At 66.4% G+C, this 19,535-nt stretch carries 22 protein-coding genes and 1 tRNA gene; 10 read left to right on the top strand and 13 right to left on the bottom strand.

The genetic code is table 11. From position 1 onward, the window contains the following. Window positions 1-56: 56 nt before the first annotated feature. The 6 genes from ACHUEU_RS11655 to ACHUEU_RS11630 all read right to left on the bottom strand — a co-directional run bounded on the left by ACHUEU_RS11655 (window position 57) and on the right by ACHUEU_RS11630 (window position 4,051). Window positions 57-641, bottom strand: coding sequence for a MerR family transcriptional regulator (locus ACHUEU_RS11655; protein WP_096803137.1), 585 nt, complete (start codon window positions 639-641; stop codon window positions 57-59). 129 nt (window positions 642-770) lie between these two features. After that, window positions 771-1,463: a transcriptional regulator FtsR gene (ftsR, locus tag ACHUEU_RS11650; protein WP_394216291.1), complete on the bottom strand. Its 693-nt coding sequence runs from the start codon at window positions 1,461-1,463 to the stop codon at window positions 771-773. 4 nt (window positions 1,464-1,467) lie between these two features. Further along, on the bottom strand, window positions 1,468-1,911 hold the full coding sequence (locus ACHUEU_RS11645) for an FHA domain-containing protein (protein WP_394216290.1): 444 nt from the start codon (window positions 1,909-1,911) through the stop codon (window positions 1,468-1,470). Between the two features lie 126 nt (window positions 1,912-2,037). After that, on the bottom strand, window positions 2,038-2,790 hold the full coding sequence (locus ACHUEU_RS11640) for a DUF881 domain-containing protein (protein ID WP_394216289.1): 753 nt from the start codon (window positions 2,788-2,790) through the stop codon (window positions 2,038-2,040). After that, the gene (locus ACHUEU_RS11635) at window positions 2,787-3,119 is read right to left on the bottom strand and encodes a small basic family protein (RefSeq protein WP_394216288.1); all 333 of its coding nucleotides are present in this window, start codon (window positions 3,117-3,119) and stop codon (window positions 2,787-2,789) included. The genes ACHUEU_RS11640 and ACHUEU_RS11635 overlap by 4 nt, the downstream gene beginning before the upstream one ends. Further along, a complete protein-coding gene (locus tag ACHUEU_RS11630; RefSeq protein ID WP_394216287.1) occupies window positions 3,116-4,051 on the bottom strand; it encodes a DUF881 domain-containing protein in 936 nt (311 codons plus the stop codon). The genes ACHUEU_RS11635 and ACHUEU_RS11630 overlap by 4 nt, the downstream gene beginning before the upstream one ends. Before the next feature lie 211 nt (window positions 4,052-4,262). Here ACHUEU_RS11630 and ACHUEU_RS11625 point away from each other — a divergent pair. The 6 genes from ACHUEU_RS11625 to ACHUEU_RS11600 all read left to right on the top strand — a co-directional run bounded on the left by ACHUEU_RS11625 (window position 4,263) and on the right by ACHUEU_RS11600 (window position 9,552). Then, window positions 4,263-4,336: transfer RNA gene (locus tag ACHUEU_RS11625), tRNA-Pro, on the top strand. 802 nt (window positions 4,337-5,138) lie between these two features. Then, complete coding sequence (locus ACHUEU_RS11620; protein ID WP_394216286.1) at window positions 5,139-5,702, top strand: hypothetical protein; 564 nt, start codon at window positions 5,139-5,141, stop codon at window positions 5,700-5,702. Window positions 5,703-5,868: 166 nt separating this feature from the next. Then, complete coding sequence (locus ACHUEU_RS11615) at window positions 5,869-6,303, top strand: hypothetical protein (RefSeq protein ID WP_394216285.1); 435 nt, start codon at window positions 5,869-5,871, stop codon at window positions 6,301-6,303. 248 nt (window positions 6,304-6,551) lie between these two features. Continuing rightward, complete coding sequence (locus ACHUEU_RS11610) at window positions 6,552-7,268, top strand: SOS response-associated peptidase (protein ID WP_366938819.1); 717 nt, start codon at window positions 6,552-6,554, stop codon at window positions 7,266-7,268. Window positions 7,269-7,403: 135 nt separating this feature from the next. Beyond that, a complete protein-coding gene (locus tag ACHUEU_RS11605) occupies window positions 7,404-8,678 on the top strand; it encodes a J domain-containing protein (protein ID WP_394216284.1) in 1,275 nt (424 codons plus the stop codon). Between the two features lie 73 nt (window positions 8,679-8,751). After that, window positions 8,752-9,552 carry a hypothetical protein gene (locus ACHUEU_RS11600; protein WP_394216283.1) on the top strand — a complete coding sequence of 267 codons (801 nt, stop codon included), beginning with the start codon at window positions 8,752-8,754 and terminating at the stop codon, window positions 9,550-9,552. Window positions 9,553-9,720: 168 nt separating this feature from the next. Here ACHUEU_RS11600 and ACHUEU_RS11595 read toward each other — a convergent pair whose 3' ends face one another. Beyond that, window positions 9,721-10,701 carry a hypothetical protein gene (locus tag ACHUEU_RS11595; RefSeq protein ID WP_394216282.1) on the bottom strand — a complete coding sequence of 327 codons (981 nt, stop codon included), beginning with the start codon at window positions 10,699-10,701 and terminating at the stop codon, window positions 9,721-9,723. A 255-nt stretch (window positions 10,702-10,956) separates the two neighbouring features. Between ACHUEU_RS11595 and ACHUEU_RS11590 the strand changes: the two genes are divergently transcribed. The 4 genes from ACHUEU_RS11590 to ACHUEU_RS11575 are packed head-to-tail and all read left to right on the top strand — an operon-like array spanning window position 10,957 to window position 13,992. Continuing rightward, complete coding sequence (locus ACHUEU_RS11590) at window positions 10,957-11,394, top strand: hypothetical protein (protein WP_394216281.1); 438 nt, start codon at window positions 10,957-10,959, stop codon at window positions 11,392-11,394. A 24-nt stretch (window positions 11,395-11,418) separates the two neighbouring features. Further along, entirely contained in the window at window positions 11,419-11,868 is a 450-nt protein-coding gene (locus ACHUEU_RS11585; RefSeq protein WP_394216280.1) for a hypothetical protein, read from the top strand. Further along, the gene (locus tag ACHUEU_RS11580) at window positions 11,865-12,851 is read left to right on the top strand and encodes a hypothetical protein (protein ID WP_394216279.1); all 987 of its coding nucleotides are present in this window, start codon (window positions 11,865-11,867) and stop codon (window positions 12,849-12,851) included. The genes ACHUEU_RS11585 and ACHUEU_RS11580 overlap by 4 nt, the downstream gene beginning before the upstream one ends. Continuing rightward, on the top strand, window positions 12,844-13,992 hold the full coding sequence (locus tag ACHUEU_RS11575; protein WP_394216370.1) for an alpha/beta hydrolase family protein: 1,149 nt from the start codon (window positions 12,844-12,846) through the stop codon (window positions 13,990-13,992). The genes ACHUEU_RS11580 and ACHUEU_RS11575 overlap by 8 nt, the downstream gene beginning before the upstream one ends. A 28-nt stretch (window positions 13,993-14,020) precedes the next feature. Here the strand turns inward: ACHUEU_RS11575 and ACHUEU_RS11570 are convergent, their stop codons facing one another. From ACHUEU_RS11570 to ACHUEU_RS11545, 6 genes are all read right to left on the bottom strand, one after another. Continuing rightward, window positions 14,021-14,218, bottom strand: a complete 198-nt coding sequence (locus ACHUEU_RS11570; RefSeq protein ID WP_330882194.1) for a hypothetical protein — start codon at window positions 14,216-14,218, stop codon at window positions 14,021-14,023. A 28-nt stretch (window positions 14,219-14,246) separates the two neighbouring features. Next, window positions 14,247-14,531, bottom strand: coding sequence for a DUF7455 domain-containing protein (locus ACHUEU_RS11565; protein ID WP_330882192.1), 285 nt, complete (start codon window positions 14,529-14,531; stop codon window positions 14,247-14,249). Window positions 14,532-14,569: 38 nt separating this feature from the next. Next, window positions 14,570-15,964, bottom strand: a complete 1,395-nt coding sequence (locus tag ACHUEU_RS11560; protein WP_394216278.1) for a DapH/DapD/GlmU-related protein — start codon at window positions 15,962-15,964, stop codon at window positions 14,570-14,572. Between the two features lie 55 nt (window positions 15,965-16,019). Continuing rightward, complete coding sequence (locus ACHUEU_RS11555; RefSeq protein WP_394216277.1) at window positions 16,020-16,226, bottom strand: hypothetical protein; 207 nt, start codon at window positions 16,224-16,226, stop codon at window positions 16,020-16,022. Window positions 16,227-16,268: 42 nt separating this feature from the next. Continuing rightward, window positions 16,269-17,465, bottom strand: a complete 1,197-nt coding sequence (locus ACHUEU_RS11550) for a hypothetical protein (protein WP_394216276.1) — start codon at window positions 17,463-17,465, stop codon at window positions 16,269-16,271. Window positions 17,466-17,932: 467 nt separating this feature from the next. Beyond that, window positions 17,933-18,964 (bottom strand): hypothetical protein, encoded by a 1,032-nt coding sequence (locus ACHUEU_RS11545; RefSeq protein WP_394216275.1) that lies wholly within the window; start codon window positions 18,962-18,964, stop codon window positions 17,933-17,935. Window positions 18,965-19,535: the final 571 nt, after the last annotated feature.

Raw genomic sequence — 19,535 nt, 5'->3', positions numbered from 1 at the left:
GAACGGCGAGCCCCTTCCCAGGGCTCGCCGTTCTGTGACGCGGTGGTGGGTGGCGCTCAGCCGGCCTGGCGGGAGCGACGGCGGGCAGCCAGCTCGTCCTGCAGGGCGAGGGCGGCGTCATCTGCCGGATTGACGCCCGGCAGGCTCAGCAGGTCGTTCTCGACCTCGCGCCAGACCCGTCCCACGGCGATGCCGAACACGCCCTGGCCACCCTGGACCAGGTCGAAGACGTCCTCGGCGGAGGTGCACTCGTACACCGAGGCGCCATCGCTCATCAGGGTGATGCCGGCGAGGTCGTCGATGCCGCGCTCGCGCAGGGCGCTGACGGCCACCCGGATCTGCTGGAGGGAGACCCCGGTGTCGAGCAGACGCTTGACGACCTTCAGCACCAGGATGTCGCGGAAGCCGTAGAGGCGCTGGCTGCCCGAGCCGTGGGCGGCCCGGACCCCGGGCTCGACCAGGCCGGTGCGGGCCCAGTAGTCCAGCTGGCGGTACGTGATCCCGGCGGCCTTGCAGGCGGCCGGCCCTCGGTAGCCGAGCTCCCCCGGGGTGTCCACCACGTCGTCGAAGAGCACGCCCTGGGCGGGTTCGGCGGGGACAGTGGTCTGTTCAGTGCGATCATCGCCTGGCGTGGCGTTCACGGCTACCTCCGGGTTCCGGCTCTCCGAGGGGGAAGGATGAGAGCACCTGCCCAGGGTAGCGCGAAGACGCCGTCGGCCGACAGCAACGCGCCGCCCGAAGGTCACGGACGGATGACGGCCCGGCCAGCCTCAGCCCTCCCGGAGCTTGGTCCTCAGCACTGCACCATGCAGAGTGATCATCGATTCGCCCAGGTCACGAGCGAAATCCTCGGCCTCGCCGCGCGCCGCGGAATCGCTTGGACGCGAGCGCGGGCGCGCCACGGAACGGATCATGTGCGCCTCCCGCTCGGCAGCGGTGCGGAGCATCACCAGGTGCCGGGGATGCAGCCCCTCGTCGGCGAGATCCCGTGCGGAGGTGACGATCTCCAGCTCGGTGGCGCCGTAGAAGAGCGGCCCCTCGGCCAGCATCCCGAACTGCTCCAGCTCGACGAGGAACTCCTCCTCGACACCGGCCTCGCGGGCCAGGCCTCGCCGGTCCAAGCGGACCGCCTGCAGGGTCGCGGTGGGGCCGGGGCGGGAGGCGATCGAGGTGACCTCGGAGTCCACGCCGTGCTCGAGCAGATGCTCCTTGATCACCTTCAGCGGCCAGAAGCGATCGCGCTGGGCGCGGAGCACGAAGCGGAGCCGATCCACGTCCTCCCGGCAGTACTTGCGATAGCCGGCCGGGGTGCGCTCGGGCGTGATGAGGCCCTCGGACTCGAGGTAGTGCAGCTTGGAGTGCGCGAGCTCCGGGAACTCGTCGCGCAGGATCTCGAGCACCTGGCCGATGCTGAGCCGGGAGGCCGCGGACGAGCTCGGCCTGCGCGAGGCTGAGGCCGGCATCGGGTCAGTCCGTCCCGTCGAAGCCGTAGTAGGTCAAGCGGTACTTCCCGATCTGCACATCCTGCCCGGACTGCAGCCGGGCCTCATCGACCCGCTCCTTGCCGACATAGGTGCCGTTGAGCGATCCCAGGTCCCGCACCAGGAAGCCGTCCCCGTCCCGCATGAAGGCGGCGTGCTTGCGCGAGACGGTCACGTCGTCGAGGAAGATCTCGCACTTGGGGTGACGTCCCGCGACGGTGGTCTCGGAGTCCAGCAGGAACCGGGCACCGAGATTCGGGCCCTTCCGCACGATCAGCAGCGCACTGCGCGGAGGCAGCTTGTCGATCGCCCGTCGATCCTGGGACGAGAGACCGGGCTCGGCATCGTCCACGGGGTCGTTGGGCGAGATCGCGCTCAACTTCGATGTGTGGTCGAGATTCTCGTCGTTCCACTCGGTGTTCCCTGACACCGCGCACCCCTTCCTGGCCTGCTGCGGATCCTGTGCGATGAGCGCAGAGGATTCGGCCCCCTCATCTTCGCATGCCGGGGGCGCCCGACGGGAACTTCCGGGCCACGTGGGGACAAGAATTGACGATCATTTGACCACTCGTGAATGCTCCGGCTCACGGAGTTCCACCGTGGCCTCGATCCGCACGTCGTCATCCGCGTTCGCGGCGAGGCTCCCGCCGTCCCCGGCGACCGAGTCCGCGGCGCCGCCCGGAATCTGCAGCGCAGGCTCCATCACCGAGGGGTCGCCGATCGCGCGCACCACATAGGGGGCGTCGAGCACGGTCCCGTCCACCCGCAGCCGCCCGTCGGCACCGGTGGTGATGGCGCTCGAGGCGACCACCCGCACGTCGCCGATCTGGATGACCTCCGCCCCGGCATTGCGCAGCTCCTGGACCACGCCGAGCAGGGTCGAGGCGCGTACGCGCTGTTCCGGGTCGGCGATCGAGAGGACGATCCCGCGGCCCTGGGCCGGCACGGTCCCGGCGAGGATCTCGAGGTCCGCCAGCCGGTCCTCGGCGGCGTTCTGGGCCGCGACGTCGTCCTCCTGGCCGGAGCGCAGCGTCTCCAGCGTGCGCTCCAGCTCGGCGTTCTCGACCTCGAGATCGGAGGTGTGCCGACCGGACTCGTCCAGCAGCCGCACCAGCTCCTGCTGGCTGGCGCCCTCGAGGGAGTCCTCGCTCTCGCGCACCTGAGCGGCGATGGACAGGCCCAGCAGCACGCACAGCAGGCCCACGATCACCTGCGCCAGGGTGGCCTGCGGGCGCAGGGTGTCGCCCAGTCGCTGCCAGACCAGCCTCTGCTGGCGCGGGGACGAGGGCGTGCGGGTGCCGTCGCTCATGAGCGGAACAGGAGGCGCCGGATCGCGGCGGCATTGGAGAAGATGCGGATCCCGAGCACCACGATGACCGCGGTGGAGAGCTGCGAGCCCACCCCGAGCTGATCGCCGAGGAAGACGAGGAATGCCGCGATCAGCACGTTGAACAGGAACGAGGTGATGAAGACATGGGCGTCGAAGGCGCCGTCGAGGCTGGCCCGCAGACCGCCGGCGAGGGTGTCCAGCGCCGCGACCACGGCGATGGGCAGGTACGGCTGGAGAAGGACGGGCACATCCGGCTGGACGACCACGCCCAGCACGATGCCCAGCACCAGTCCGATGATGGCGATCACGGGGAATCCTCCTCGGTGCCGCGCGCGGCGGCGGTCGATGGCGCGGTCGGCACGGTCTCGGCGGCGACTTCCCCGCCCTCGTCGATGACGGCGGCCTCCCGCAGGGTGCCGATGGGGCGGGCCGGGACGGAGAGCTCCTCCGTCTCCTCCCAGGACCTGCGGATGCCGTAACGGGAGGAGATCTCCTGGAGGTGCTCCCCCGCCGCCGAGCCCTCGAACCTCGTGCGCAGCTGCCCGGAGTCACCGAGCGCGGTGATCCGGTAGGGCGGGGACAGGGGGTGGAAGTCGACCAGCACTGCGGAACCGGCGGTGCGGATCGCCGTGGTGGGACCGATCCGCTGCCCGTTCACGGCGATCGCCTCGGCGCCGGCGGCCCACAGCCCGTTGACAGCGAGCTGCAGGTCCCCATCGGTGACCCGGTTGACCGTGCCGGTGCTGACGCCCGGGCTCGCGGGCAGCGGGGCGGAATCCTCGATCTCGAGCACGATGCCGGGCCCGGCCAGGGCCACTCCGGTGCCCGCCCTCTCGAAGGCCCCCAGCCGCTCCGCGGCACCCGCATCGCCCACTTCCAGCACTGCCGCCTGCGCGCCCGCGATCTCCTCCTCGAGCTGCGTGCGGCGGTCCTCGAGCTCCCCTGCCTCGGAGCGGGTCTGGCGCACCTCCGCCTCGAGCAGGGCGCGCGGGCTGTCCTCCGCGGCGGCCTCATGGCGCAGGTCCAGCACGGAGACGGCGACCGCGAAGCCGAGCACCAGGGCCAGCAGCAGGGTGACGGTGCGGGTGTACCGGTTGTCCGGCGGCGCGGCCTCGGCGGCCGGGTGCTCCTGGGGACGCAGCGGGGCCACGCTGTACGGGTTCGCGGTCAGGGCGCGCAGCAGCGAGGTCGGCGAGTACGGGGTCTCGCCGTGAGGAGTCTCGCGCTCGGGGTCACGCATGCCTGCAGTGTAGGAGCGGGGCCTGCACGGATCCGGCAGACCCGCGGGGGCCGGGCCCAGCATGCCGTCGCCGCACGCCTGCCGGGCGTCCGGGCGGCAGGCGAGTGGGGCATAGGTGCCGCAGGTCACGCACTGCCCGATTCGCTCTTCGGGAGGAAGTGGGGGTACTGTATTCCTCGGTCCTCCGGTCGCGGAGGGCTCCGCAATATCGCGGGCTGTGGCGCAGCTTGGTAGCGCACCTGACTGGGGGTCAGGGGGTCGCAGGTTCAAATCCTGTCAGCCCGACAAATGCCCTGGTGAGAACAAGTTTCTCACCAGGGCGTTGTCTTTTTTAGCGGCGATGTGACCGCTAGAGTGACCGCTAGAGTCGCGCCGGCTGGAGACCGCACGAGCCTCGGGGTCACCATCACGACGGCGATCGACCTTCGAGTGCCGCACCCGGACCAGGGGCACGCGGGGCGAGCATAGAACGGGTCCGGCTGGTGGCCAGGGCCAGAGTCTCCCCCATGTTCTCTCGTCGCCGCGATTCAGGACCAGGCAGGCCGTCTCGCCCGTCGCAAAGCGGCCCTTCCCGTCGGAGCTCCCACGTGGGGAAGAACTGCGGCAGTGTCGGCGCGGCCACTCTTGGCTGCCGGGGCATCGATAGCGCTGCGCCCTCACGGGGCATCCACTGGGTCACCTCCCACGTACGCCTCGAAGTGCCCCTGCACCGCGGCTACCCGTCAGGGTGAGCTGGACCCTCGTCGCGGCGGGAAGCCATCCCGCTGCACCGAAACGCATATTTGGCCGTCCGGGCACCATCTGCGGAGTGCTCAAGTTCTATGCGCCAGGCTCCTCCAGCTGATTGCTGAAGAGGTGTCCGGCCCTCTGTTGATGAATTTTGTATGACGCGTGAACTCAACGTCCGATAATGACTGTTACCGGACATTGAACGATTCCGGGGTAGCAGTATCTGTGCAGTCCACAGTTCCTTGCATCCACCACCAATGATGCAGCGGCCACATTCCGAGTAGCGCTCACTTCCCGAGCATCGTGCACAATCTGCGTGCCACTCGAAATGGCGATTCGGGTATGGAATGCTTTGTTGATGCCCACCGTCCGCAGCACGAAGCCGAATCCCGACGAGCAGATCCCCGTGGCCCTCGCCGCGCGCATCGCCGGCATCGACCGTTCCTCCCTCGCGCATCTGGTCGATCACGGGCTGATACCTCGTCTCGATCTCGACGCCGTTCGGGCGTTGGCCGGCAGTGGCGAGGTGGCCGCAAAGACCACGGATGCACCCGGCCATCTCGTGATCCGCATGGATGTCGACCCCGCCGTACAGCGGATCGTCGACATGAGCGACGACGAGCTATCCCGCAATGTGGAGGGCCCCCATCGACTCCCCGAATCCTCGGCCAGTCGCGCCGTGATGCTGTGCGTGCGGTCGTTCGTGATCGCCACCGGTCACCTCGACAGCCTCGGCGATCCGATCCCGCTGCGCACCGATCGACGAGGTCGCGAGATCACTGGACGGACCATCTCGGTCAGCATCGACCACCGCTTGAACAACCTCAGCTCCCGCCCCTCGAAGCCGATCGAGGATGCCCGGTGGCTCGGCCGTCGAGCCCGTGTCGGCACCGGTGGCGCGGTGCTTCCCCTACAGTCCTGACACCCAGGGCATACTGCCGTGCCGAGGCCGGCGCACGCCACGATCCGCATTTCTGAGATCTCTCACCTGCGCCCGATGCTTCGTCAAGCTCCTGTCCTGTCACGGGGTGCTCGCGCCCACTTCTCCAGTACCCGGAGGGGCCGGGCCACGAGGAGCAGGAGCCGCCATGACCGCCATTGCCCAGCACGCCGCACCCCATCCCTTCGAGGACCCGCACGCCGTACAGACTCTGCTTCAGACCGCCGAGCTCAGCGTCGACCCCGCAGTGCTGGATGACCTGGCCCGCACCGACGTACCCGGCGAGGTGCTGCGGAAGATCGCACACAACCCCGCAACCTCAACGGACACTCTGGAACACCTGATCGACCTCGACCAGCGGTGGCTGACCTACCCCGTCACGCGTCGCCATGACCTCTCCCCCGAGTTCATCGACCGGATCGCCCGTCGGCTGACCGACCGCAACGCGATCTTCCACGCCTCCTCCGCACCGAACGCGGCCCCGGAGACCCTGCGCTACCTGGCCGCTCACCCGTCGGCACCGAAGGCGACTGCGGAGACTGTCGCTCAGCGACTCGGCATGACGCCGCTGTCGGTCGCGTAACCGCACTCCGGGCTGATCAGCCGACCGCCTGGAGATCATCGGCCATGAGCAAGGCCATCACGGCATAGGCGAGACCCCGAGGACCAAACTCCTCGGGGTCCTCTGTCACCAGCCCCATCGGCCGAGCGGCCGTGGCATGAGATGCGGTCGCCACAGCGCGTGGATCGGTTCGGGAATCACGATGCCGCCCCGTTCGCCGTCGAAGCGAGCAGTACCATCGTGGCCACCTACGCCGAAGGAGGCCGGCCGTGTGTGGTCGCTACGTGCTCGAGGTCGATGCCCAGGGGCTGCTGCACTCATATGCCGCGCACCCGGCACGAGACTTCGACTGGGAGCCGGTCTTCAGCGTCGCACCCCGGACGACGGCCCCGGTGGTCCGCGAGCACTACGACAAGGATGCCGGGGAGGTTCAACGAACGCTGGAGTTCGCGCGCTGGGGCTACAAGCCCGCATGGGCCAAGGAGAAAGGGCCACGGCCCATCAACGCCCGCTTCGAGACCGTGCACACGAACGGCATGTTCCGGGCTGGGTTTGCGAGCTCTCGCGCCGTGGTGCCGATGTCGGGCTACTTCGAGTGGGTCGAGATGGACAACGGCAAGCAGCCCTACTACGTTCACGCCACCGATGAGCGTCTCCTCCACGCTGCGGGTCTGACTACGGCCGAGCAGAACGGCGACGGCGACTGGGACGTGAGCTTCACGATCATTACCCGCGAGGCTCGAGACGCTGCTGGTGATGTCCATGACCGGATGCCAGCGTTCCTGGACGAGGAGCTCATGAGTGAGTGGCTGGCACCGGGGAAGCTCGAGAAGGACGAGCGGGAGAACCTGCACGGGATGCTGGGCGACCTGTCCGAGAAGATCGCGGGGTCGCTGGTGACCCACCCGGTCGACCGGGCCGTGAACAACGTCCGCACACTCGACCGGAAGGACCCGAGCCTCATCGCGCCGCTCGTGCTGGGCTGATCCTCCGTGCCACTCGCGGATCAGCGCGGAGTGCATGCCCTGGCCGTGCACTGGCCGCGATAGCGTGAACGTCCCGCGAAGAGCGGGCTTCGCCCACTGGCGCGGAGCACAGAGCGGCCGGAGGGAGGAGGCGACGTGTCGCTGACGCACTACGAAACCCTCGGCGTGGCCCGAGACGCATCGAGAGCTGAGATCACCGCTGCCTTCCGCACCCAGATGCGGGCCCTGCACGGCGATGCCGGCGGGGACGACGAGCTCGCCAAGCACGTCAGCTCCGCGTACAACGTCCTGTCCAATGCCTCCCGGCGGGCCACCTACGACCGCACCCTGGCCCCCGGCACCACTGGCGCCGCTTCCACATCTCCACCGGCAGGTGCACGCCGCCGCATTTTCCATCCCGAGGACGGGGTCCGAGCCGACGCGATGCTGGACGTTGATCCCTCCCAGTGGGACTGGTACTTCCCCGCCGGCGTGAACACTGCCCACGCGGGCGTGAAGGCACCGCGCCGCAAGCACGTTCGCACCGCCCTGCTCGTGGTCGCGTTCGTAGCGTGGGCCGGTGCCGGGGCGGCCGCCGCTGCGACGCTCGGACTGCCGCTGGCTCGCATTGGAGCGGTCTCGACACCGGTCGCGCTGCTGTGCGGCGTCGGAGCTCATCTGGTCTGGTCCGCACTGGTGATCACGCGCAGCATCCTCCGACGGTGGGGCCTCATCGCAGCCCTACTCGTCACGGCGGCCGGCGCCGCTTGCATCTTCCTCGATGCCGGCACGCCTCTGCCCATGCTCGGCAGCCCACTGTGCCTGATCGCAAGCACGCTCACGACCTACCTATCTTTCGGGGTCGTCCTGTCCCGAAGCTCCCGGGAAGACGGGATCGTCGACTCCTCATTCATCACGCAGGTCGGCGCCACCTCACTTGGTTCCCGAAACCCGGACATCGAGCGGCTGCTCGGCGCCCTCAAGGGAGCATTCGGCCACCGTGACGGGGTGCGCGTGATCCTGCTGCCCGACCGGGTGACCCCGCGACCCAGCACCTCCCCAGTCCGGTCGCAGGTCGCCGTCGTCGTCGGCCGGTCCGTGCACCTGATCGCGATCCCTCCGCTCGGCGCCGACGGCCTGGAGATCTCCGGATCCGAGATCATCGCGGACGGCCAAGTGCATCGCAAGGTCGTCCGCGATGAGGTGCAGGTACTCCGCGGGCGCTACGGCCGGACCGCCGACGTCCACGGATACATCGTGCCCACGAATCTCTCGGCCGCCGAGACAGAGATCGAGCTGGCGGGCGGGGTCTCGTTCGGCTCGCTCACCCAGGTTCTCGGTGCAATCGGAACCAGCGCCGTTGCCAGTCTCGATCGACCCAACCCGTTGTTCCGTCACCGGGCACTGGAGTCCATGTCGCTGCTGCTATGAACGAGCTCTCCGGCTTAGCTTTGCTCCCAAACTTCTCGGACTATGACGTGCACGGATCCGCTACGCTTCTCGCATGCAGAATGTGATACGCGAACATGCAAAGTTCGTTTGGGGCCTCGTCGGCGGGCTCGCTACGATACTAGGGTTCCTGTTCGCAGTCCTTCCGAATTTTCGTGCACTTCTGGAGTCGGGTTGGCTATACGGATGGGCTGCGACGGTATGTCTCATGATCGCGTGCATTTTAGTTTGGCACACTCAGGACCGATCTCTCCAGCACTCTGAAGCTGATATTGCCAGCCGAGACGAATCCCTCAGAGAGGATAGCGCCAATATATCGGCACTCCAATCTACCATCGCGGCACACGAGAACACCCTTGCCTCCGAGCGCGCAGAGAAGGCTGTTGTCGAGGCAGACCTCGCTTCAGCGCGCGCGCAAATTCGCTCGCTGCAGCGGCCAATCGTGACTGATCGAGACAAGGAACTCTTCGGTCGACTTTGTAATGGCTGGCCGCCAAATCGGGGGACCCTGTACTGGCTCAAGTCTTCATTTAACGGGCGGAGTTGGAGCTCTGAAACATCGAGGCAGGTCGTCGAATTTGCCGACATCGAGCAAGAAACTCGATTTGACGACAGCCTTGTAAATACCAGTTTTGCCCGCTTCCGTGAATCCTGCGACGAGCTCTCCCTGTGGCTCACGGGCAACAGCTTTCCGAGCGAAGTGAATCCGTCCAAGCAGGTCGTACCAGTCCGTGGTAGCAGTGAAGAAGACTTTCATGCATTCGAGGTAACCCGCGAGGAAGGCATGAAGCTTGCCGACGCTGTCATTGCCAGCTGGCGAACCCTAGAACGAACTGGCAGGGCCCGCGGGCTGTAGAGACGCCTCGACCTACGAAATTAACGAAAGCGCCAAGTAGACCCAGCGTGCAAATCGCTCCTAATTATCAGGACTCGCCCAACCCAACTTACGGTTCGGGCCGAAGGCGTTGCTGATCTGAGCCGTCGCACCCCATCCCCATCATCGTAAAGAGAGTTTGCGAGAGCGTCAGGTGGTGCGGCAGTAGTCGGCAAAGAGGTTCCGAGCCACGTCTAATACTTCCTGGAGACGCGCGCTCAATTCGCGCCGTGCTGCCGGCTCGATCACCCCAAGCCTTTCGATGATCTCGCGCCGGGTGGGGAACTCTCCAATCGCATGGTGGGCGAAGTACACGCGTGCCACGTCAGCCGACAAAATTGGCTCACGCTTCAGGCGTCGAGTGCGCGACAGCTCGCGCTCCCGATCGAGCCGTTCGCATCGGGAGATGACCGCTCGGATCCGATCTGACCAGTTCAGCGGGCCCGAATCCGCCGGCGAGCTAGCTTGAAGGCGGTCGTCGATCTCGATCGACGCGTCCTCGAGCGGCACTGCCCATGCGGCGCGCAGGTCGTCCCGTGTGATGAGGACTGCCTGGCGTGCTGCGTCCTTGCGGGTGGCGCGCATCCGGTCGTTGTGAAAGGTTACGAGCTCGTCATCCGTCGGCTGGCTGCCGTGCTCGACCTCGAACAGTTGACGGGATTTGCCCACATGGGTGGACTTGCGGTCCTGCGCGCTGCCGCCGGGGACATGTGCGGTGCCATCGAGCAGACCCTGGCGTCGATCATCACGGAGGCAGGAGCGGGTCTCGGCCTCGAGGATCATCGGGAGGTTCGCTGTGTGGTTGAAGACCGGGCTGGTGCCGGACCCGTCCTTGGCTCGCCAGCGCTGATTCAGCATCCGCAGCAGGGCCTCTCCGAAGTACGACAGCGCGAGATCGTCGTCATCCCACTGCAGTCGTGCAACCCGCTTGACCCGTGCGAGGACGCGCCGAATTTCGAGCAGGTGACCTTCGAGGAACGCATCCAGCCGCCAGCGCAGCTCAGCCTCTTCGCACGCATGGAGGACAGTGCAGAGTTCGGCCTTCCAGGGCGCATCGAGGGTGTCTCGTACGCATTCGCACCCCGCGTGGTGCAGGGAAGTGATGGCGGTAACGGCGGCACGGTCCCTCACGTCGTCACCACCGATGCCTGCGTGGTGGCCTGCATCGATCGCCAGTGCAGCTCGCAGGCTGGGGCCTCATGCACAGCGACTTCCGGAAAGACCTCATGGGTGCAGCGGAGCGGGTAAGTGTGCTGTTCATGCGTGAATTCCTCTACGGCGACAGGACGGGCCAGGCATCACCAACTCCCCTCGTTGGGCATGTCCAACCTACGTAAGACATGTCTAGCAGGTAGGGTTAGACATGTCTAAGGGGAGGGAAGGATTGTGGATAACCGAGATGACGGCACCGGCGACCAGGACGCACTGGACACGCCGCAGCGCCTCCGCCTCCTCGTGGACCTCTACGCCGTCGAGCACGGAGCCGAACCCACCTACTCCGAGATCTCCACGCACCTAGAAGCGCACGGAATCAGCCTGAGCCGATCTCGCTGGAGCTACATGCTCAACGGGCACCGCGAAGTGACCGACCGCCACCTCCTCGCGTCCCTCGCCGAGTTCTTCGGCGTGCAACCGGAATTCCTGCTCAGCGACGGACCGCTCCCAGAACGCGTCCAATCACAGCTCGAGCTCATCCGAGCCATGCGTATCTCCCGGGTCCGCTCGTTCGCCGCTCGCACCCTGGGGGACGTGTCCCCACGAACTCTCGACGCCATCACCCGGTTCCTGGACGAGGAAGCTGCAGGGCAGTCCGAAGGAAGGTAATCCATGGCGAACAAAGGTCGCCGAATGACGGAAGCCAACCCGTCACTCGGAATCACGCTCCCCGAGTCATTCACCTTGGACGACATCGTCTCCGCCATCGAACAACGCCGCGACACCACGATCAAGATCATCGAATTTCCCGAGATCAAGCCCGAAGACGGACTCTTCGGAATCTGGCTCAACACCAAATTCGGGGACTACGTACTCCACGCCCCCGCCCCCTCCGAACTCCATCGCCAACAGATCATCCTGCACGAACTGGCGCACATGATCCTCGGCCATGACCTAGCAGTGGGACACAGCAGCGCCTCGAAACTGTTCCCCGACCTCCCGGAGAACGCGGTCATTCGCACCCTCGCACGCGGCCACGACGACAGCCAGCTCGAACGCGACGCCGAATCCCTAGCCGACCGGCTCGCGTACCTACTGCGCCGCAACGCCCAGCAGTCTTCCTTCGCAAAGGTGTTCGGATGACCCAGGTCCTCATCGCCACAGCCCTCTGGCTCGCCGTCATCGGGCTCGTCATCCTCAGAGGCCACGGAGCCGCGGACCGCTCCACCGTCAACGCGACAGCATCGGTCGGAGTGGGATTGTCCCTCAACATCTCACCGCTGTACATGACGGTTGACGCCTGGCTCGGTGGACACAACCTCACAGACCTCATCGCCAACATCGCCATCATCTTCGGAATGTCGGCCCTGGCCCGCGGCGTATCCCGCGCATCGAACGAGCAGATGTGGCTCAGCAAGCTCGTGCTGGGCCCCCGCCGGACCTGGCTCACCGTCGCGATCACCGTCGCCGCCATCTCGACACTCGCGTTCTCGCAGATCGAGATGCAAGGAACCTCCGCCCGCTTCATGATCGACTACGGCGACCAACCGGCCGCCGCCCTCTACTCGGGCGTGCAGCACGTGTACTTCGGCGCCGTCACTGCCTCCCTCGCCATCATCTGCGCACGCGAAGCCAGACGGATCCGCGGCGCGAAACGCCTCGCAACAATAATCCTCATGCTCGGCGGCGCAATCCAGACGATCTCGTGCCTCGACGTCCTCGTGATGGATGCTTCCCACGTCGCCGGCAGCGACGGGATCCTCACTGCGGCCCAGGGCGTCTACGACTACGTCAACGCGATCAGCTTCCTGCTCATCACGGCCGGGTTTGTGCTGCTCCCCGTTGCACGGCTCCTCGACAATCGCCAGGATGACAAGCGCTCCGCCCACCTGCTCGGGACGATCACGCCGGCTTGGGAACGCGCACAGGATCTCGAATCGCTCGGCGCACGGGTCGAGAAGTCCGATGACAACGGTTCAGCTCTGTACCGACTCGTCGTGGAAGTGCGTGACGTCCAAGCCACCAAGGGGCACGACTTCATCTTGACGACCGATGAGGCCGCCGCTCTCGATGAGGCAGAGCGCCACCTCATGGGTGAGCATTCTTCGGTGCGTGCCGATGCGTAAGTGGGCCGTGCCGCTGATGGTTGGCGGCGGCGCAATCCTCGCCCTTGGTCTGGCGGGGGCAGTCGGATACGCCATCGGCCGCACCCTCACGGCGCCGTACAGCGGCCGGAGGCACACCACCCGAATTCTCGGCATCTCAAGCCGCGGGCACCAGTCGACGGTCACACTGGACGACACCGTGCAGACCCGACAGCCGGGCAGGTACGGGGCATTCCTCCCAGATGGCCGCCACATCCGATTCAGCACCGACGTCGACACTTCAGAGACCGGTGTCGTCCGCGGAGTGACCTCTGATGCCGCCGACTCACTGGATGGCGTCGAACGCATCTCATGGACCGGTATCGAGTTCCCGACACCGAACGATGCGAAGCTCCATGCCGTCGACCTGACCATCGAGTCAGAACATGGTCCGCTTCCCGCCTGGGTGATCGACAGTGGCTCGCGTGCGACGTGGGCCGTGCACATTCACGGTCTTGGCAGCTCTCGGGCCGGCACCCTTCGCGGCGTCCAGATCGCGTCCGAGCGTGGACTCACTTCGCTCGTGACCACGTATCGGAATGCGGTCGACGGCCCGCAGGTCGGGTCGAGGAGAACAACACTCGGTCTCGAGGAGTTCCACGACGTCGAGCGAGCCCTGGACTACGCGGTCGAACACGGTGCCGAGCAGATCGTCCTGTTCGGCTGGTCGATGGGGGCCAACATCGCGCTTCGCCTCGCCCACCATTCCCGATGGAGCGATCGGGTCGTCGCCGTCGTCGCCGAATCCCCCGTCTTGGACTGGCGGGCGACTGTGTCCGCCAACCTCAGCGGCGCCGGTCTCCCGTCCTGGACTGCGCACCTCGCCTACCCTTGGCTGACCCTTCCCCAGCTCGCACGTCGCCTTGGCCTGGCCAGCGAGATCGATCTGGATCTGTTGGACTGGAGCGCTCGAGACCGTATCCGGATTCCCACCCTTATCCTGCAGGGGCGCTATGACCGCTCCACGCCGTGGCGCCTTGCCGAGCAGGTCGCAGCGGTGAACCCGCATGTCACGCTCGAGCTGTTCGAGGCCGACCACACGATGACCTGGAACTCCGACCCGGGACGCTGGCGCTCCACAGTTTCGGCCTGGCTGACGCCCCGACTCGACAAGCCCGACTGACGGATTCCGAGCTTCGAGGCGCCGTTGCTCAGAGGGCGTCGTCGATGACCGAGCTCAGTGCTCCCGCCACGGCATCATCGCTGCGTGCGAGGTAGGCGTCGATCATCTCTTCGATCTGCTCGTGGGAGAGCTCGGCGCGTACCCGCTCCATCGGCCAGCCTGCGGCGTCCAGTAGCTCGATGTCCTCGTGCAGCTGCTCGAACGGAGCAAGGGTCGGCGTCACCATGGCGGTTTCTCTTTCGTTGTGGGGTGGATCAGCGGGGTGGCATGGGCAGGTAGTACGAGCCGTTCGGGACGTCTGCGCGGATCCGCAGGGCGGTGCGATCCAGGACGCGCCACGACTGACGGGCGTGATGCCCGCACAGGTAGATTGGACCGGTCACGTAGAGCACCTTCACCTTGGCCAGCGCGGCTGGGCAGCGGTCACACGAGGTCCACTCGGAGGCGACGGTCGGTGTCTGCCCGAACAGGGTGTCTGCACGCCGGGGCGGGACCGACAGCGGGGTTGCCTTGAGTGCACGGTGCGTCGTGGTGGTCATGCCCGCCCAGTGGGCGCTGTCCTGCCGTCACGGGACGATCAGCGGCGAGTCTCTGTCACGACGGCCCCGCGGGGGACGTAGCCATCGTCGTCGACGCGGGCGTACGGCTCGATCACCGTGTTGTCCTCGATGACTGACCGCTCCCCCACTTCCGCGCCGTATCCCGTCTGGGCGCCGTGCCCGACCGTCGCGTCCTCACCGATCACCGAACCGTTGAGAACGGAGAAGTCACCGACTCTCGCCCGATCGCAGATGTCCGTGTCTGCTCCCGTGATCACAGCGAGTCCGACTTCCGCCGATGAGCCGACCAGGGTGCGCTCCCCGAGCCTCACGCCCGAGCGGATGGTGGCACGGTCCAGCACCTCGCAGTCCCGGTCGATCTGGGTGACGACCTCGTCCGGGTAGGCGCCGCTGGGACCGTGGATCTGAACGGACTCCCCGATCTCCGTCCCATCCTGGAGAGTGAACGTCCCGTCGAGAGTCGAGCCGGCACCGATCGTGATCGTGCCGTGCAGCTCACTGGCTCCGCCCCGGCCCTTGATCGTGACTCCTTCCCCGGTGGACAGCACTCCGTTGACCACGGCATCGGTGAGGGTGGTCTTGTCCCCAAGTTGCGTGTCATGCGCGAACCTGGAGCTGGCCCCGCCATCCACTTTCACTCCGTCGCCGACCTGGACGTTTTCTCCCCAGGTGCTGCCGCCGAGCAGCCTTGAGCGGGTCCCGACCTCGAGCTCGTCGCCGAACGTTCCTTCGAGTCGGTTGCGGCTGCCGATCCGCGAGCCGTTACCCACGCTCGAACTGGCGTGGATCTCCGTGCTCTTCCCGATCGTGACCGAGTCACCGACCCGGCACGTATGCCGGATGAGCGCCCGGTCCTCGAGCACGCAGTCCTCCCCAACCACAACACCTTCATCGATCGTCACCTGGGCACCGATGCACGTGGACTGCTCAACCTGCACATCCCGACCGAGCCGCGCACTCGCACCGACCGAAACCTCCTCGTCGAGCACGACCCCGTCGCCGACCACGGACCCGGCCTGCAGGATCACGCCCTGACGGATGGTGACCTTCTCCCCCACGCTGGCGCCCTCTGCGATCGAGGCATCATCTTCGATGCTCGTGTTGGCGCCGATCTGGGCCCCGTCACGGATCACGACTCCCTCTCCGATGCTTACGCCGGTGCCGATCGTGACGTCTTCCCCGATACGAGAGCCTTCACCGATACGCACACCCTCTCCGAACTGGGCGCTGGCCGCGATCTGGGCATCTTCCCCGATGATCGGGCGGGCCTTGGCGTGTGGTGCCGGGATCGGGATGTCCGCCTCGCCGCGGGACACGGCAGCGAACTCGCCCCGGTTTCCCTGCTCACCGGTATCTCGCTTCCGCACCTTCGAGTCGAAGCTGCTAGCCGTCTGGGCCTTCGTAGCCATCATGGGGTTCCTCCTCGCCGTCAACCCGTCGCCCGGGCAGAGTTCTTCGTGCCGGGGTTCAGGGACTGTCGGACTCGAGCCCCGTGCCGGGCCGATCGGCCTCGACACGGGCGGTGAACGGGATCGCGGCCCGAAGCTCATTGAGAATCTGTCCGAGCTCGGTGCGGTGGTGGTACCCGTACAGCGCAACGAGGCTGATCGCGAGCAGGCCGATCAATACTGTGCGGGCGCGCGAGAAGCGGGACTGAGGGTTCCTACTGCTCATGTCCGCCCAGTGGGCGACAGCTGCGCCTCGCGGGACGCGACCTCACTGGTTCAGGTAGTCCTCATCCGCATCAGACTCGAACTGCTCAGCGAGCTTGGGGTGCTTCTCGACGTAGTAGGCCCTGGTCACGGCATCGAGCCGGTTCTTCTCCTCGAGCGCTGTGGTGCCGTGCTTCTCCGCCAGGGCCCTGGCGATCACCGGGCGCATCCGGGCCCGCCACGCCGTCCGCAGCTCCTGGTTCCGGCGGGACTCGGCAAACTCCGGCAGCGTCTCCCCCGCGGTCCGTTCGAGGTTGATCGCATCGCCCAACCCGCGCTTCCAGACCAGCTCTGCGTCCCGCTCGGTGGAGATCACTTCCCGTACCTTCCCGGCATCCCCGAGGTCTTCCTCGAAGCGCAGCGGCTTGCCGTCCTTCGACACTGCTGCGGCGAGCTTCTCTGCACGCTTCTGTGTCCGCTTCTCGGCCGGCGTCAGCTTCGCCCATGCGTCCCGTCGCTCCCGCTCCCGCTGGGCATCAAGCTCGTCCGGCGTGTGCATTTTCGTCGGCAAAGACGTCGCATCACCCACGGGCGCCGATGGGTAACAGCTCGTGCACGCGCGGTGGCCAGCAGCCGTGACGATCGCGTCCTCATCGGCGCCGGAGTAGTCAGTCAGCCAGGCGTACTGCGTCGTCGGCCGGCACGTCGAACAGCCCATGCTCGAATGCACGTGGCCGTTGCCGTTCGCGACAAGGAATGCGCGGTTCCAGCCGCCACGGATCCGGAACGCCTCCTCGAGCCCGTCAACCTGCTCCCGGGCCCGATCAACCTCCGCCTGGGCAACCTGAACGTCATGCAGCGGCCCCCGGATCTGCGACCCGGTCGCCTCAGATGCGGCACCGCCATCGGCGAGGATCACCCAGTCGCCGGCCGCCATGAGCACCTGCTCATCAGTCTTACCCCAGCCATCACGTGGGCTGCGCCGATCCCCGACGGCACGGTGCAGCTCGTCGAAACGGCTGCGCAGACGGGACTGGGTGGTGGCAAGGGCCTTGCCGGCCTCTGCGGCGCGTTCATCGAACTCGACCGGGTCCGCGTTTCGCACGTCGAATCCGAACCGCTCGATGAGAGCCGCGCCGGCGCGAACGCTCTCATCGACGCTGGTCGCCACCTCGACATTCGCCTCTCGGCGCGGCACAGAGCCGAACTCCCCCGCGTTGCCTGCCTCGCCGGTGTCCTTCTTGCGCATGATGCCGCTCATCGCCTGCCTCCTCGGGACGCTCCTGTACCCGAGAAAGTGGGCGACCCGCGGCCGTCCCAGGACGCGACATTTCAGTCGATGATCCGGACGTCGAAAATGACCTTGGTGAAGTCCGAACCGGGGAACTCCGTCTACAGCGGGTGCCGAACCATCGCCGGTGGGTCGTCGAGGTGCTCGGCCTGCGTCACGAGGTCCGCGATGCCGAGTGCGTACAGTTCCCATCCGCCACTCCAGCGCCGAGCATTGACACGTACGGTCAGCCCGAGGACTAGATCCGCTACCCGTTCAGCTCGTCTGATGTCGGCCTCAGCGCCACTCCCGGCTTCCAGCGGACCTGTTCACGGCGTCGCGTGTCCAGATCCGCTCCCGGATCCCGACACCGTCGAGATCCCCACCTCCACCAGGACATGAAGAACCCCCGTCACCTGCCGCAGCAGGTGACGAGGGCTTCCTCCGAGTGCGGGTGTTCAGCCCTGAGCGGCCTCCTGCTCGAGCCAGCTGCGCTTCCAGTCCTCGAGTTCGTCCAGGGACCAGTGGCCGTAGCCGATCCAGGTGACACCGCCGGACCCCCCAACGATGCCGCCGTCTGCGTTCGTGACGAGTCTTGGGGCGACGGGATCGGAGTGATTGCGCCGCGCCATCATGCTCTTGTGCAGCGTGCGCTGATCAGAAAGCGGGATCGCGTCGATCGGGAAGTCGTCTCCGGGATAGACGCCGCTCGCCTTGGCTGCTTCGCTCAGACGCCTGGCTCCGAGATGGGTTTGCAGTTCACGCAGCAGATTCTTCGAGTGGGCATCGGGATCGTTCCTCTCCACATCCATCTGGTAGGCCTCCCAATCCATGTAGATCTGCTCATCCATGACCGCCGCCGGGGTCTTGCCCTCCCAGCGCTTCCGGCGGGCCTCTCGCACCTTCTCGCCCTTCAGTGCCTTCGTCTCCCTGCTCTCGATTCTTCGATCCCTGCCGGTGACGTGGACCAGACTGTCGAAAGCCGCCTCGAGACCCAGGAGGGTCAGGAGCAGGCCCGTGATGACGAGATCGGTGTCGGTCGGGTGGATGTAGCTCTCCCCGACGAACATCAGGATCAGCCCGAGCGCGGCGGCAATCAGCCCCAGAGGCATGTTGATCAGCGGGACCGGCCGCACCAGGAGCAGGACGAACGTCGCGAAGAGCGCGATCAGGAACGAGCTGTCCAACTCGACGCTCTGCGCCGACATTGCGATCCAGATGATGCCGCACGCGAGAGCGCGGGGGTAGAGCTGAAGGATCCACTTATCCTCGGCAATGGATTCACCGCGGAGCGGGTAGATCCGGATCAAGAGGTTGCGGAGACGACCCCACGCGATCACCGCGACCGCTGCTACTGCGACGTTCTGAGCTGTATGCGGTGAAGGCTCGATGTCGTTCATTTCCGAGAACCACATGAAGAAATAGATGACGACGGCCAGCTTGAGGAGCCAGTAGACGGGGGCGGAGCGAATTGCTCGAACAAGCCGCAAAGTGTTCTCGTTTCTGTGAAGCGGTCCATCGAAAAGTGTCCGACAGGCGGCATCCTAGCCACTCATGAGGGCGGCTTCACGACGGGGGGATCCCTTCGAGGGAGACGTCTGCACGAAGAGCGACTCCGTCTGGCGCGTCCCACGAGCGCGAGATCAGTCGTGACACCTCTTGCAGCTAAGCCTGCCGAACTTGCCGCCCCTCGCGCACCGACAATTTGGTCAACTTGAACCTGGGGGTTCCGCGTTTCGCTCTTTAACACCATCGGGCTGATCAATCCCCCTAACAGGAGCGCGCCCCGCCCGAGCTCCTGAGGGGGTCGCTCCACCACCAGCTGTCGTAGGCCCACAGTCCCCCTCGCCTAGTTGTAGAGGCCTCATGGCGTCGTCATCGAACCGCCCCGCGCCGCCGACAGCGGGCACCGCATCGTCGTCGTGCCAATCGAGTTCGGCCTCTAGGTGGCTCGACCCGAGCGGTACGAAGAGCCCGGTCCGCACTAGGGCGTGTCTCCCATATGTGAGGCGGTTTCGCCTGAGAGCCTGGGCATATGGCTACCGCGACGACTCGTCATCA

The organism is Brachybacterium vulturis, assembly GCF_043641765.1.
In the GTDB taxonomy this organism is placed as follows: Bacteria; Actinomycetota; Actinomycetes; order Actinomycetales; family Dermabacteraceae; genus Brachybacterium; species Brachybacterium vulturis_A.
The sequence above is the reverse complement of the archived record's forward strand: the minus strand, read 5'-3'. Positions and strand labels throughout refer to the sequence as shown.

What these genes read in the sequence shown, in the direction of transcription:
- ACHUEU_RS11550 (WP_394216276.1), bottom strand. Translation starts at nt 17,465, where the DNA reads ATGAGCGGCATCATGCGCAAGAAGGACACCGGCGAGGCAGGCAACGCG.
- ACHUEU_RS11570 (WP_330882194.1), bottom strand. Translation starts at nt 14,218, where the DNA reads ATGGTGACGCCGACCCTTGCTCCGTTCGAGCAGCTGCACGAGGACATC.
- ACHUEU_RS11580 (WP_394216279.1), top strand. Translation starts at nt 11,865, where the DNA reads ATGACCCAGGTCCTCATCGCCACAGCCCTCTGGCTCGCCGTCATCGGG.
- ACHUEU_RS11585 (WP_394216280.1), top strand. Translation starts at nt 11,419, where the DNA reads ATGACGGAAGCCAACCCGTCACTCGGAATCACGCTCCCCGAGTCATTC.
- ftsR (WP_394216291.1), bottom strand. Translation starts at nt 1,463, where the DNA reads ATGCCGGCCTCAGCCTCGCGCAGGCCGAGCTCGTCCGCGGCCTCCCGG.
- ACHUEU_RS11620 (WP_394216286.1), top strand. Translation starts at nt 5,139, where the DNA reads ATGCCCACCGTCCGCAGCACGAAGCCGAATCCCGACGAGCAGATCCCC.
- ACHUEU_RS11615 (WP_394216285.1), top strand. Translation starts at nt 5,869, where the DNA reads ATGACCGCCATTGCCCAGCACGCCGCACCCCATCCCTTCGAGGACCCG.
- ACHUEU_RS11640 (WP_394216289.1), bottom strand. Translation starts at nt 2,790, where the DNA reads ATGAGCGACGGCACCCGCACGCCCTCGTCCCCGCGCCAGCAGAGGCTG.
- ACHUEU_RS11555 (WP_394216277.1), bottom strand. Translation starts at nt 16,226, where the DNA reads ATGAGCAGTAGGAACCCTCAGTCCCGCTTCTCGCGCGCCCGCACAGTA.
- ACHUEU_RS11630 (WP_394216287.1), bottom strand. Translation starts at nt 4,051, where the DNA reads ATGCGTGACCCCGAGCGCGAGACTCCTCACGGCGAGACCCCGTACTCG.
- ACHUEU_RS11600 (WP_394216283.1), top strand. Translation starts at nt 8,752, where the DNA reads ATGCAGAATGTGATACGCGAACATGCAAAGTTCGTTTGGGGCCTCGTC.
- ACHUEU_RS11575 (WP_394216370.1), top strand. Translation starts at nt 12,844, where the DNA reads ATGCGTAAGTGGGCCGTGCCGCTGATGGTTGGCGGCGGCGCAATCCTC.
- ACHUEU_RS11565 (WP_330882192.1), bottom strand. Translation starts at nt 14,531, where the DNA reads ATGACCACCACGACGCACCGTGCACTCAAGGCAACCCCGCTGTCGGTC.
- ACHUEU_RS11560 (WP_394216278.1), bottom strand. Translation starts at nt 15,964, where the DNA reads ATGATGGCTACGAAGGCCCAGACGGCTAGCAGCTTCGACTCGAAGGTG.